Source organism: Benzoatithermus flavus (assembly GCF_037908215.1).
GTDB lineage: Bacteria > Pseudomonadota > Alphaproteobacteria > Geminicoccales > Geminicoccaceae > Benzoatithermus > Benzoatithermus flavus.
This window is the reverse complement of record NZ_JBBLZC010000006.1, coordinates 68,914-80,855: the sequence shown is the minus strand read 5'-3', so window position 1 is coordinate 80,855 and position 11,942 is coordinate 68,914. Positions and strand designations below refer to the sequence as shown.

Below are 11,942 nucleotides of genomic sequence, written 5' to 3'. Positions count from 1 at the left end.
ATGCGTTGGCTGATCTGGCTTCTCGTTCTGCTCCTCGTTCCGCTCCTGGTCTCGACCGCCCTGGTGCTCTCGACCCGCACCCAGCACTGGAGCCTCGCCCGCTGGGACAGCACCGGGCTGGCGCCCGCTCCCGCCGTCCATCCGGCCGCGGTGGTCCAGGTCTATGCGGCGCGCGCCTGGGGCTGGAAGGGGGCCGTCGCCGTCCATTGCTGGGTCGCGTTCAAGCGCGAGGGAGCTGCGGCCTACGAGCGCTACGAGGTCGTGGGCTGGGGTGTCGCGCAAGGCGCGCCGGCGATCCGCCGCAACCTGCGCCCGCCCGACGGGCGCTGGGCCGGCAGCGAACCCGAGCTGCTCGTGGACCTGCGCGGTGCCGCGGCCGCGGCCGTCATCCCGCGGCTCGAGGATGCGATCGCGCGCTATCCCTACCCTCACCGCTACGTCACCTGGCCCGGCCCGAACTCCAACACCTTCGTCGTCTGGCTCGCCCGCGAGGTGCCGGAGCTGCACGCGGCCCTGCCCTCGACCGCGATCGGCAAGGACTTCCTGCCCGGCGGCCGGCTGCTCGCGCCGGCGCCGAGCGGCACCGGCTTCCAGCTCTCGCTCGCCGGCGTGCTCGGCCTGACCCTCGCGCTCGACGAGGGGCTCGAGCTGAACCTGCTCGGCTTCGTCGTCGGGATCGCGCCGAAGCAGCTCGCGATCAAGCTGCCGGGCCTGGGCCAGCTCGGCTGGAGCCGGTCGGGCCCCGACCTCGCGCCGGACGGCCTCGGCTGACGCCCGGCGGCCGGTCCGGCGGATCGGCCCCGAAGGCTCGGGCACCTTCTCGCTCACAGCAGGCGCCGGAGCACGGCGTCGAGCCGCTGACGCCCGGCCGGGGTGGCGACGAGGCGGTCGCCTTCAACTGCCAGCAGCCCCAGCGCACCCAGCCGCTCGAGGGCGGCGGCATCGAGGCTCTCGCGCCAGGGCCGGCCGGTCACGGCCGCGATGCGGGCGGTAGGTACTCCCTCGGCGAGGCGCAGGCCCATCATCAGCAGCTCGGTGAGCTGGGCCACGGGCGGCACCGTCTCGCGCGGCTCCTCGCCGTGCCCCCTGGCCTCGACCTGGGCGAGCCAGCGCTCGGGCATCCTGAGCGTGCGGGTTGCGAGCTTCACACCCTCCAGGGTGAGGCGGCCGTGGGCGCCGGGGCCGATCCCGGCATAGTCGCCGTAGCGCCAGTAGACGAGATTGTGGCGCGATTCCTGGCCGGGGCGGGCATGGTTGCTGATCTCGTAGGCCGGCAGGCCGGCCTCGGTCAGGATCGCCTGCGTCGCCTCGTAGAGCTCGCCCTGGCGGTCCTCGTCCAGCGGATGGAGCCGGCCCTCGCGGACCAGGGCATGAAAGCGCGTGCCGGGCTCGATCGTGAGCTGGTAGAGCGAGAGATGATCGCCCGCGAGCCGGAGCGCCCGGCGCAGCTCCGCTTCCCACGCTGCCAGTGTCTGGCCGGGGCGGGCATAGATCAGATCGAAGGAGTGCCTGGGGAACACGGTGCCGGCGAGCTCGAGCGCGCGCAAGGCCTGGGCGAGGTCGTGCTCGCGGCCGAGAAAGCGCAGATCCGCGTCGTCGAGCGCCTGCACGCCGAGCGAGACGCGGTTGACTCCGGCATGGCGGAAGCCCCGAAACTTTCCGGCCTCGACCGAGGTCGGGTTGGCCTCGAGCGTGATCTCGATGTCGGGTGCCAGCCGCCACCAGCGGGTGGCGCGCTCGACGACGGCGGCGACGGTCGCGGGCTCCATGAGGGACGGCGTGCCGCCGCCGAAGAAGATCGAGCGCAGCTCCCGCCCCGCGGTGAGCGCGCCCACGTGGTCGAGCTCGCGCGTGAGTGCACGCGCCCAGCGTGCATGGTCCACGCCCGCGCGGACATGGCTGTTGAAATCGCAGTAGGGGCACTTCGCCTTGCAGAACGGCCAGTGCACGTAGAGGGCGAAGCCGCCGTCGGGCGCCGCCGCCGGTGTCGTGGCCTCGGTCGGGCCCGCCATGATCGATCGTTCCTCGCTACCGGTATCGGAATGCATGTGAGCGTGCGCTCCACGATAAGGCTCTCGGCCGGCCCGGTTGCAAGGTCCGGAGGGGCCATGGACGCCGCAGGCGGCCGCGGCGGCGGAAAGCCGTTGACCAGCCAGCCAGGCCTCTGCACATCCTCGCCGGGCAAAGGAGCCCGAGCCATGTCCGCCGTCAGCGTCCACGATGCCAGCACCGCGCCGTCGCGCCCGATCGACCGCGCGCTCGCGGGCGAGAAGATCGTCGTCACCCGCAAGGGCGAGCCGGTGGCGAGGCTCGTGCCGGTGGCGGAGAAGAGGCGGCCGCGCGAGCCCGGAGCGCTGCGGGGCGAGCTCGAGGTTCCCGACGGCTTCTTCGCTCTCCTGCCGGGCGAGGTGCCCGAGGCGTTCCACGGCGAGGAGGGACGCGAAGCCGTGGAGCGGCCGGCCGGCTTCTCGTGGTGCAGGCGAGATGCGAGGGGTGCCTGCCCGTGAGCAGCGACCGGCTCCTGCCGCCGTACCCGGTGGATCTTCCGTGGTGACCGTCGGCGATCCGGCCATGGCCGTGCACGTCACGGCACCGGCGCGGCTGCATCTCGGGTTCCTCGATCTCGAAGGCGGGCTCGGGCGCCGGTTCGGCAGCCTCGGGCTCACCATCGAGGGCTTCGCCACCCGGCTGCGCATCGAGCGCGCGGACACGGACGAGATCTCCGGCGCCGCCGAGGTCGAGCGCACGCGGCGGCTGCTCGCCGTGCTCGGCCGGAGCTGGCGGCTGCCGCCGGTCCGGATCACGATCGAGGCGACGATTCCGGCCCATGTCGGGCTGGGATCGGGCACCCAGCTCGGGCTGGCACTGGGCGTGGGCCTCGCCCGGCTGGCCGGCCGCCCGGAAGGTGCGCGCGAGGTGGCGCGCCTCCTCGAGCGCGGCGCCCGCTCGGGCATCGGCATCGGCGCGTTCGAGCAGGGCGGCTTCATCCTCGACGGCGGCAGGACCGCGGCGGGCGAGCCGCCGCCGGTCACCGCCCGGCTGCCGTTCCCGGCAGGCTGGCGTCTGCTCCTGATCTTCGACCGGGCACGCGAGGGGCTGCACGGTGCCGGCGAGGCGGGCGCTTTCGGCGCCCTGCCGCCCTACACACCGGCGCTCGCGGGCGAGCTCTGCCGCCGCGTCGTGATGCAGCTCCTGCCGGGGCTCGCGACCGGCGACATCGCCGCGGTCGGCGCCGCCGTCGGCGAGATCCAGCGCCGGGTCGGCGACTATTTCGCCCCGGCCCAGGGCGGGCGGTTCACGAGCCCGGCGGTGAGCGAGGTGCTGGCCTGGCTCGAGGGACTGGGGATCGCGGGCGTGGGCCAGAGCTCGTGGGGGCCGACCGGCTTCGCCGTGCTGGAAAGCGAGGAGGCGGCCGAGCGGCTGCACCGGGCGGCGCAGGCGCGCTTTGCCGACCGCTTCCCGAGCCTGCGCTTCGTCGTCACCGCTGCCCGCAATCGCGGGGCCGAGCTCACGACGTTCGACCGGGGCCGAGGGTAGCGCCGGGCCTGCTCCTTGCGCGACGGTCGGGGCGCATCGGCCGCGCCCGGGGCGGGTTCCTGCCTTCGCCTGGTGTCATGGCCCGTCTTCGAGCCGGCCATCCGGGCCGCGCGGCGAGGGGCCGGATGGCCGAGACGGGCCCGGGCATGGACGCCGGCCGCCGGCCCGGTGACACGTGGCGAGCGGCGCCTCGGGCGGCCACCTCACCCGCCGAGATAGAGCCGCCGCACGTGGTCGTCGTCGGCAAGCTCGGCCGAGGGGCCGGCGAGGCCGATGCTGCCGGTCTCGAGCACGTAGGCGCGGTGGCTGATCCGCAGCGCCATGCGCGAGTTCTGCTCGACCAGGATCACGCTCACCTTGTCCTCGCGGTTGATGTCGGTGACGAGCTTCGCGATCTCGCGCACGACCATGGGGGCGAGGCCCAAGGACGGCTCGTCGAGGAGGAGCAGCTTGGGGCGGGCCATCAGCGCCCGACCCACCACGACCATCTCCTGCTCGCCGCCCGAGAGGGTGCCGGCCTGCTGGTTGAGGCGCTCCTTCACCCGCGGGAAGCGGACGAAGATCTTCTCGAGGTCCCGCTTGATGCCGGCTCGGTCCTGCCGGAGATAGGCGCCCATGAGGAGGTTGTCCTTGACCGTCATGTAGGGGTAGATCCGCCGCCCCTCCGGCACCATGGCGATGCCGCGCCTGACGATCTCGGCCGGCGGCAGGCGGTCGATGCGGCTGCCCTCGAACCAGATCTCGCCCGCAGCCGGCTGCTTGAGCCCCGTGATCGCGCGCAAGGTGGTGGACTTGCCGGCGCCGTTGGCGCCGATGAGGGCCACGATCTCGCCCTCGGCGAGCTCGAGCGACACGTCGCGGAGAGCCGTGACCCGATCGTAGCGGACGGTGAGGTTCTTGCAGGCGAAGTACATGGCCGGCCTTGCCTCTCAGTGCCCCAGCGTCTCGTCCTCGGCGCCGAGATAGGCCTCGATCACCGCCGGGTCGTTTCTCACCGCCTCGGGCGTGCCCTCGGCGATCTTGGTGCCGAAGCTGATGACGACGATGCGGTCGCTGATCCGCATCACGGACGGCATGTCGTGCTCGACGAGAAGAACGGTGATGCCGCGGTCGCGAATGCCGCGCACCATCCGCACCGCACGGTCCTTCTCCTCGGGATTCATGCCGGCGAAAGGCTCGTCCAGGAGCAGCACGCGCGGCTCGGCCGCCATGGCGACGGCGATGCCGAGCGCGCGGAGATAGCCGTGCGGCAGGTTGCGCGCGCGCTCGTGCTTGACGTGGCCGAGGCCCAGATAGTCGAGGATCTCCGAAGCGCTCGCGCGGAAGCTCGCCTCGTCGGCGCGCGCCCGCGGGCTCGCGAAGTAGACGCCCAGGAGACCGGCCTTGAGGCGGAGATGGTGCGCCACGACCACGTTCTCGAGGGCAGTCATCTCCTTGAAGACCGTGGTCTCCTGGAAGGTGCGCACGACCCCTTTGCGCGCCACGATATGGGGCTTCAGGCCCGAGATCTCCTCGCCTTCCAGGAGCACGCGGCCGGCCGTGGGCTTCAGGAACGAGGCGATCAGCTTGAAGAGCGTGCTCTTGCCGGCGCCGTTCGGGCCGATGATCGAGAGGATCTCGCCGGCCTCGACGTCGAAGCTGACGTCGTTGACGGCGACGAGGCCGCCGAAGCGCTTGGTGAGGTCCTGAACGCGCAGGAGGCTCATCGCCTGTCTCCGCGGCCGAGCTCGAGGCTCAAGATGCCGTTGGGAAGGAACAGCATGACGACGATCATCAGGATACCGTAGAGCAGCGCCTGGTACTGCTGGAGCTCGCCCAGGAGCTCGAACGCGATCACGAGGAGAAAGGCGCCGACCACGGGCCCCAGGACATGGTCGAGCCCGCCCAGGAAGCAGTAGAGCATGAAGTTGATCGAATCCTGCACGCTGTAGCTCGCGGGGTAGATGTTCTGGTGGAACACGGCGAAGAACGAGCCGGCGATGCCACCCATGGCGCAGGAGAAGGCGAACGCGACGACACGGTAGCGGGCGACGTCCACGCCGAAGGACGCAGCCAGATCCTCGTTCTGGCGCAGCGAGCGGAACACCCAGCCGATCCGGCTGGTGGCGAGCCGCCGGACGGCGAGCAGGCCGAGGATCAGGAGGCAGGCCGCGAGCAGGTAGAACGCCACCGGCGTCTGGATGCCGGCGGGCTGCGGGATGTTGACGATGCCGGTGGCACCTTTGGTGAGGTCGCCGCCGTTGAGGAAGGCGAGCCGCACCGCCTCGGTGAGGCTGAGCGTGATCATGGCGAAGTAGACGCCGCGCAAGCGCAGGATCGGCAGGCCGATCGCGATGCCGACCAGGGCCGCGACCACGGCCGAGAACGGCAGGCACAGCCAGAAGGGAAGCCCGTAGCGGGTGGAGAGGATGGCGGTGACGTAGCCGCCGATCATCGCGAACGCGCCTTGCGCGATGTTGATGCGTCCGATCGTGAACGTGACCCACACGCCCAGGCTCGCGAAGCTCAGGATCGAGGCGTTGGTGAGCACGTTGAGGAAATAGGGCCGGTCGGCGAGGAGCAGCGGCACCGCGACGAGGTAGAGGAGGGCCGCCACCACGGCGAGTGCCATGCGGCCGAGGCCTGCGCGGGGGCGACCCGGCAGCTCGGTCGTGGCCGGAGGGGAGAGAGGCTGCGTGCGCATCGGCGTCGTCCTCCGCTCAGCCCTGCGGCTTGCCCATGATCCCCTGCGGACGGAGGATCAGGAACAGGATCAGACCCACGAAGATCAGGAGATAGGTGGTCGAGCCCGGAATCAGCGCGTAGCCGATGGCTTCCGCGAAGCCCAGGACGATGGCGCCCAGGATGGAGCCCGCGACGACGCCGGCACCGCCGATCATGATCATGATGAAGGCCTTGGTGGAGATGGCGCCGCCGATGCCCGCATTGACCCCGGAGATGGTGATCAGGAGCGCGCCGGCGAGTCCGGCGAGAGCGGCGCCGATGCCGAAGCCCATGGCCGAGATGCGGTCCACGTCGACGCCCATGAGGTAGGTGACCTGGCGGTCCTGCGCCAGAGCGCGCATGGCGCGGCCGGGACGGGTGTACTGGACGAAGAGGAGGAGGCCCACGATGAGGGCGAGGGCGATCACGACCACGAGGAGACGGCCGGCCGGGAGGTAGGCGTTGCCGAGCCTGTAGACGCCGGCCACGACCGAGGGTACGCCGCGCTGCTTCTCGCCGAAGGCGAAAAGGGCGAGGTTCTCGAGGAGGAGCGCCGTGCCGACCGCGAGCAGCATCGAGTTCTCCTCGCGCGTCGCGACCTTGACCACCCGGCGAAAGAACAAGACCTCGAACAGCACGCCGATGAGGCCGGTGACGGCGGCGGCGGCGAGGAGGCCCAGGGCATAAGGCAGGCCCCACTGGCCGTAGACGTAGTAGACGACGAAGCCGCCGATCATGAATATCTGCCCGTGGGCGAAGTTGAGCAGGTTCATGATGCTGAAGATCAGCGTGATGCCGAGCGCTATCAGCGCGTAGTTGGCGGACAGGACCACGCCGTTGACGATGATCTGCTCCATTCCCGGAGCTCCCACCCTGGCCCTCCCCCGGTGCGAGCGGGGAGGATACGAGGATCGCTCAAATAGAGCCTGCTCGAGCCGCCCGGGAGCGGCCGTGTCGAACCCTCGTCGATCATGCCTCGTTCATGGTACCAGGTACCATGAACGAGGCGTTACCCGTATTCGGGTCGCCGGCTACTCGACGCTGCCGACGAACAGCGTCTTGAAGCCGCCATCCCGGTACTCGTTCACCACCATCGGCACGCCGATCTGGCGCTTCTGGCCGAAATAGGCCGTGCCGACATACTTGAGCTCGGCGTTCTCTTTGAGGAACGGATTCTTGATCGAGAACGTGTCGATCGCCTGCTTGAACGGACCCACGTCGTCGATCCCGGCCTTGCCGGTCTTCTGCAGCGTGGCGAGGATCATCTCGAGCGCGTAGACCTTGGTGCCGGCCTCGTCGTTCCACTCGCCGGCCACCTTCTCGTAGCGCTTGACGAACTCCTCCATGTAGGGGCTGCGGATCTCGGGCGTGCTGGCCCCGCCCACCGAGATGAAGCCGTTCGCGGCATCGCCCGCGACCTCGCCGATGATCTTGGCGTCCTGCGCGGTCTCGGTGCTCAAGGTGCCCTGAAAGCCGAGCTCGCGGGCGGTCTTGATCAGGAGCGGCGCGTCGGCAGGTGCCACGCCCGAAAGCACGATGAGGTCGGGATTGCCGCTCACCACCTTCGACATCACCGGGAAGAAGTCGCTGGTGCCGGGCTCGTAGGTGTCCGCGCTCGAGACGACCTCGAGGCCGAGCTTCTTCGCCGCCGCCACGCCCTCGTCGCGCTGGTTCAAGGGATCGGACTCGTTGCGGGCGACGAAGGCCACCTTCTTCACACCCTTGTTCTCTTGCAGATACTTGTAGATGATCGGCCCTGCCTGGTAGCTCGCGATCATGCCCAAGATCGCGTTGCCGGCCGGCGGCGTGTAGAGCGACCTCGAAAAGGCGTAGGGGATGTAGATCGCCCCGTTCTTCTCGGCCACGGGCCGCACGCTCGCCGCCGTCGTGTCGACGTTGGGGCCGATGATGTAGCGGATCTTCTCCTGCTGGATCAACCGCTCGGCGCCGGAGACGCTGAGCTTCGGGTCGTTCTTGTCGTCGACGGCGACGATCTGGATCCTGTACTTCTCGCCGCCGATCTCGACGCCGCCCTTCTCGTTGTACATCTGGGCGGTGGCTTCCGCGCAGTACTTGTTGACCAGGCCCCAGCTCGCCGCCGGCCCGCTCATCACGCCGAGCACGCCGATCTTGAGCACGTTCTCGGCCGCGGCGGGCCGTGCCGCCGTCACGCCGCCCACGATGAGGGCGCTCGCCCCGAGCAAAAACCACCCGCGACGGGTCATGCCGGGATTCGTCATGCCTAGCCTCCTGATCGTCTCGCGGTCCAGCGATCGCCGGCCGTTGCTCGCTCCACTATGCGCTAGCACCCAGCGATTCTGCAACGACTTTGTATACGATTTCTGCGAAAACTCGTATACAGGAGCTGCGCCATCCCGGCACGAAGGATCCAGCGGAGACCGCCGCGATGCGGATCAAAGTGATCAACCCCAACACCACGTCGAGCATGACCGAGGTGATCGCCGCGGCGGCGCGTGCCGTGGCGGCCCCCGGCACGGAGATCGTGGCTGCGACCTCGCCCATGGGCCCGGCCTCGATCGAGGGCCATTACGACGAGGCGGTGAGCGTGATCGGGCTGCTCGAGGAGGTCCGGCGCGGCGAGACGGAAGGTGCCGACGGCTACGTCATCGCCTGCTTCGGCGATCCCGGCCTGCTGGCGGTGCGCGAGATCGCACGGGGGCCGGTGCTCGGCATCGCCGAGGCTGCCATGCATGTGGCGAGCTTCGTCGCCACCGGCTTCTCGATCGTGACGACGCTCGGGCGCACCCGGATCATCGCCGAGCATCTCGTGCGCAACTACGGCATGGAGCATCACTGCCGGCGGGTGCGGGCGACCGAGCTGCCGGTGCTCGAGCTCGAGAATCCGGCCTCGGGCGCGCGCCGCATCATCACCGAAGAGTGCCGCCGCGCCCTCGCGGAGGACGGCTCAGGGGCGATCGTCCTGGGCTGCGCCGGCATGGCCGACCTCGCCGCCCATATCGCGCGCGAGATCGGCGCGCCCGTGATCGACGGGGTAGCGGCGGCGGTGAAGCTCGTCGAGGCGCTCGTCGGCCTCGGCCTCGGGACGAGCAAGACCGGCGACCTCGCCTGGCCGCTCCCGAAACGCTACACCGGCCCGCTCGCGCATCTGGAGCCGTTCTCGGGCGGCTCGGGAGCTTCCTGATGCCGAGGCTGCTCCGGCGTGGCATGCAGCGCGTCGAAAGCCGACGTCGAATGCTGCTCTCGGCCTCGGTGGCGGAGCGCCTCGACGAGCAGGACGAAGGCCGGCGAGGCTTGGCGGCGGCTCGGGTAGTAGAGATGGTACCCCGACCAGGGTGGGCTCCATTCTTCGAGCACCCGGACGAGACGTCCTTCGGCGAGATGGGGCTGCGCCAGGTCCTCCGGCACGTAGGCCAGCCCGAAGCCGGCGAGCGCGGCATCGAGGACCTGAAAGACGCTGTTGAACACGAGCTGTCCCTCGACGCGCACCCGTAGCTGGCGCCCGTCCTTCTCGAACTCCCAGGCATAGAGCCCGCCATAGGTCGGCAGGCGCTGGTTGATGCACGGATGGCCGAGCAGGTCCTGCGGCGTGCGTGGTGGCGGCCGCTGCGCGAGGTAGGACGGCGCCCCGACCACCGCGAAGCGGATGTCCGGTCCGATGCGCACGGCGATCATGTCCTTCGCCACCTGCTCGCCGAAGCGCACGCCGGCATCGAAGCGCTCGGCGACGATGTCGGTCAGGCCGTTGTCGACGGCGATCTCCACCTTGATCTCCGGGTAGCCCGGCAGGAACCTCGCCAGCTTCGGCCAGAGGATCGTCCGGACGGCATGATCGCCGGCCGTGATCCGGATCGTGCCGGCGGGCCTGTCGCGCAGCGCGCTCAGCGCAGCCAGCCCGGCATCGATCTGGTCGAAGGCCGGCCCCACGGCATGGAGCAGGCGTTCGCCCGCCTCGGTCGGCGCCACACTGCGCGTGGTGCGGGTCAGGAGCCGGAGCCCGAGCCGTGCCTCGAGCCCGCGGACGGTCTGGCTCAGCGCCGACTGCGACACGCCGAGCTGGGCGGCGGCCCGGGTGAAGCTGCGCTCCCGTGCGACCGCCAGGAAGGCGGCGAGGTCGTCGAGGTTCGTCCGCAACATTCAGAAGCTCTGCTTATGAGTCCATGTGGGTTCTACCGCCTAATCACCGACGGCCGCATCCCCTAACTGACCATCCGAACCCCTGGCGTCGCGAGACGTTCGAGGGCCTTCACGGGCGAAGGAGAGAGCCGATGGAGATCGAGTGCCCGGGCAGCCGGCCCTCCGGCAAGGGGCCGGCGGAATGGTTCACCGGCACGGTCCGGATCGACCCGCTGTTCGCCCCGCCCGATCCGGTTCGGGTCGGTGGTGCTCTGGTCGCCTTCGAGCCGGGGGCGCGCGCTCGTCGTCCGGTGTGGAGACGTGGCGGACGAGAACCCTGGTCGCTGCAATGGTGCAGCGGGCGGTCGCGACTTCTGGTCGGTCCGGCATGGCCTTCGACAATGCCGGCGTGCAGGTGCCGCCGAGCGACGCCGCCGACGAGCCGGCCGAGGCGTTCGGCCGCGTCAACGTGGCGATGTACGGGCAGGGCCGGGTGCCGGGCCGGCAGGAGGGCCGCAACCTGCGCTCCACCAGCCTGGCCGTCAGGCCCGGTACCGACGATCTCCACATCGTGACGAGCGATGGAAAGGGCGGGCAAGACGCGACGATCTTCCACGCCAGGGCCTTCGCGAACGTCCTGCCGCTCTACTCGCACCGGCGACGCACTCGTCCCGCCCGCCACCGATCCTTCCTGTAAAGCGCACCTTGGATGGTCCCGAGGAACAGGCCCATGGAACCGACGCTCAACGGTACAACGCACCAGGTGGAGTCCGAGGCGGACACGCCTCTCCTCTGGGTGACCCGCGACGAGCTGGGCCTGACCGGCACCAAGTACGGCTGCGGTGTCGCGCAATGCGGCGCCTGCACCGTGCTGGTGGAGACGGCGAGCCCACCCGTTCCTGTGTCACCCCCGCCGGAGGCCTTGCGGGTCACCTGGACCGAGCCCGCCTCCGGCACCCACCATGCCATGCCGGCCGACTTCTCCTCTAAGATGCGTGCCGCACTCGCCGCCGCCCCCGGACCGAGCATCGCCGCCGAGACGCATGGCGCCGCCGCCGCGGCGCTGAAGGGTGCGGCGCGGGTGGTGGAGGCGACCGATGACGCCCCGTATCTGGCCCATGGCCAGCTCGAGCCACCTTCGGCGCTCGCGCGCTGGAACGTCGATGGCATGCTCGATCTCTGGCTGTCCAACCAGGCGCCGGAGATGTTCCAGCGCGCCGCCGCCAGCGTTGCCGGGATCGCGCCGGAGCGGGTGAGGGTTCACTCGCCCATGCTCGGCGGCTTCTTCGGGCGGCACTTCCTTCACGAGACCGCCAACCCCTTCCCGCAGGCCATCCTGCTCGCCAAGGCGGTGGGCCGGCCGGTGAAGCTGATCTGGAACCGCGAGGAGGAGTGCCTGCGCGACGCGCTGCGGCCGATGGGCCTGGCACGCTTCCGCGCCGGGCTCGACGCTGAAGGCCTGCCCGTGGCGCCGGAGGTCGAAGCCGTCGGCGAAGGTCCGACGGGCCGCTGGTTCGGCCGCCGGCCCGATGCGGCCGACTTCTCGGTGGCAGAGGGCATCGCCGGGCAGCCCTACGCCATCCCCAACCGCCGTGTTGCGCACGGCG

The 11,942-nt window shown here is 70.5% G+C and carries 11 protein-coding genes and 4 pseudogenes; 8 read left to right on the top strand and 7 right to left on the bottom strand.

The genetic code is table 11. The annotated features are described in order from the left end of the window. Entirely contained in the window at positions 1-771 is a 771-nt protein-coding gene (locus tag U1T56_RS07835) for a DUF3750 domain-containing protein (RefSeq protein ID WP_418158896.1), read from the top strand. Positions 772-824: 53 nt separating this feature from the next. On the opposite strand, the gene hemW is transcribed toward U1T56_RS07835, so the two are convergent. Continuing rightward, on the bottom strand, positions 825-2,012 hold the full coding sequence (hemW, locus tag U1T56_RS07830) for a radical SAM family heme chaperone HemW (RefSeq protein WP_418158895.1): 1,188 nt from the start codon (positions 2,010-2,012) through the stop codon (positions 825-827). Between the two features lie 186 nt (positions 2,013-2,198). On the opposite strand from hemW, the gene U1T56_RS07825 reads away from it, so the two are divergent. Together U1T56_RS07825 and U1T56_RS07820 are read left to right on the top strand one after the other, a co-directional pair. Then, positions 2,199-2,507: a type II toxin-antitoxin system Phd/YefM family antitoxin gene (locus U1T56_RS07825; protein ID WP_418158894.1), complete on the top strand. Its 309-nt coding sequence runs from the start codon at positions 2,199-2,201 to the stop codon at positions 2,505-2,507. Between the two features lie 40 nt (positions 2,508-2,547). Then, positions 2,548-3,537 (top strand): beta-ribofuranosylaminobenzene 5'-phosphate synthase family protein, encoded by a 990-nt coding sequence (locus U1T56_RS07820; RefSeq protein WP_418158893.1) that lies wholly within the window; start codon positions 2,548-2,550, stop codon positions 3,535-3,537. 203 nt (positions 3,538-3,740) lie between these two features. Here U1T56_RS07820 and U1T56_RS07815 read toward each other — a convergent pair whose 3' ends face one another. From U1T56_RS07815 to U1T56_RS07795, 5 genes are all read right to left on the bottom strand, one after another. Continuing rightward, positions 3,741-4,451, bottom strand: a complete 711-nt coding sequence (locus U1T56_RS07815; RefSeq protein WP_418158892.1) for an ABC transporter ATP-binding protein — start codon at positions 4,449-4,451, stop codon at positions 3,741-3,743. Between the two features lie 15 nt (positions 4,452-4,466). Further along, complete coding sequence (locus tag U1T56_RS07810; protein ID WP_418158891.1) at positions 4,467-5,243, bottom strand: ABC transporter ATP-binding protein; 777 nt, start codon at positions 5,241-5,243, stop codon at positions 4,467-4,469. Continuing rightward, the gene (locus U1T56_RS07805) at positions 5,240-6,220 is read right to left on the bottom strand and encodes a branched-chain amino acid ABC transporter permease (protein WP_418158890.1); all 981 of its coding nucleotides are present in this window, start codon (positions 6,218-6,220) and stop codon (positions 5,240-5,242) included. Before U1T56_RS07805 ends, U1T56_RS07810 begins: the two co-directional genes overlap by 4 nt. Positions 6,221-6,236: 16 nt before the next feature. Next, positions 6,237-7,097 (bottom strand): branched-chain amino acid ABC transporter permease, encoded by an 861-nt coding sequence (locus U1T56_RS07800; protein ID WP_418158889.1) that lies wholly within the window; start codon positions 7,095-7,097, stop codon positions 6,237-6,239. Between the two features lie 174 nt (positions 7,098-7,271). Then, positions 7,272-8,480, bottom strand: coding sequence for an ABC transporter substrate-binding protein (locus U1T56_RS07795; protein ID WP_418158888.1), 1,209 nt, complete (start codon positions 8,478-8,480; stop codon positions 7,272-7,274). A gap of 167 nt (positions 8,481-8,647) precedes the next feature. On the opposite strand from U1T56_RS07795, the gene U1T56_RS07790 reads away from it, so the two are divergent. Continuing rightward, positions 8,648-9,403: an aspartate/glutamate racemase family protein gene (locus U1T56_RS07790; protein WP_418158887.1), complete on the top strand. Its 756-nt coding sequence runs from the start codon at positions 8,648-8,650 to the stop codon at positions 9,401-9,403. A gap of 62 nt (positions 9,404-9,465) precedes the next feature. Here the strand turns inward: U1T56_RS07790 and U1T56_RS07785 are convergent. Then, positions 9,466-10,356, bottom strand: a pseudogene (locus U1T56_RS07785) (LysR family transcriptional regulator); the annotation flags it as partial. Positions 10,357-10,487: 131 nt separating this feature from the next. Here U1T56_RS07785 and U1T56_RS07780 point away from each other — a divergent pair. From U1T56_RS07780 to U1T56_RS07765, 4 genes and pseudogenes are all read left to right on the top strand, one after another. Further along, positions 10,488-10,634: pseudogene (locus U1T56_RS07780) on the top strand ((R)-mandelonitrile lyase); the annotation flags it as partial. A gap of 89 nt (positions 10,635-10,723) precedes the next feature. Next, positions 10,724-11,032 (top strand): hypothetical protein, encoded by a 309-nt coding sequence (locus U1T56_RS07775; protein ID WP_418159043.1) that lies wholly within the window; start codon positions 10,724-10,726, stop codon positions 11,030-11,032. Positions 11,033-11,044: 12 nt separating this feature from the next. Beyond that, positions 11,045-11,206 (top strand): annotated as a pseudogene (locus tag U1T56_RS07770) (2Fe-2S iron-sulfur cluster-binding protein); the annotation flags it as partial. A gap of 45 nt (positions 11,207-11,251) precedes the next feature. After that, positions 11,252-11,932: pseudogene (locus U1T56_RS07765) on the top strand (molybdopterin cofactor-binding domain-containing protein); the annotation flags it as partial. Positions 11,933-11,942: the final 10 nt, after the last annotated feature.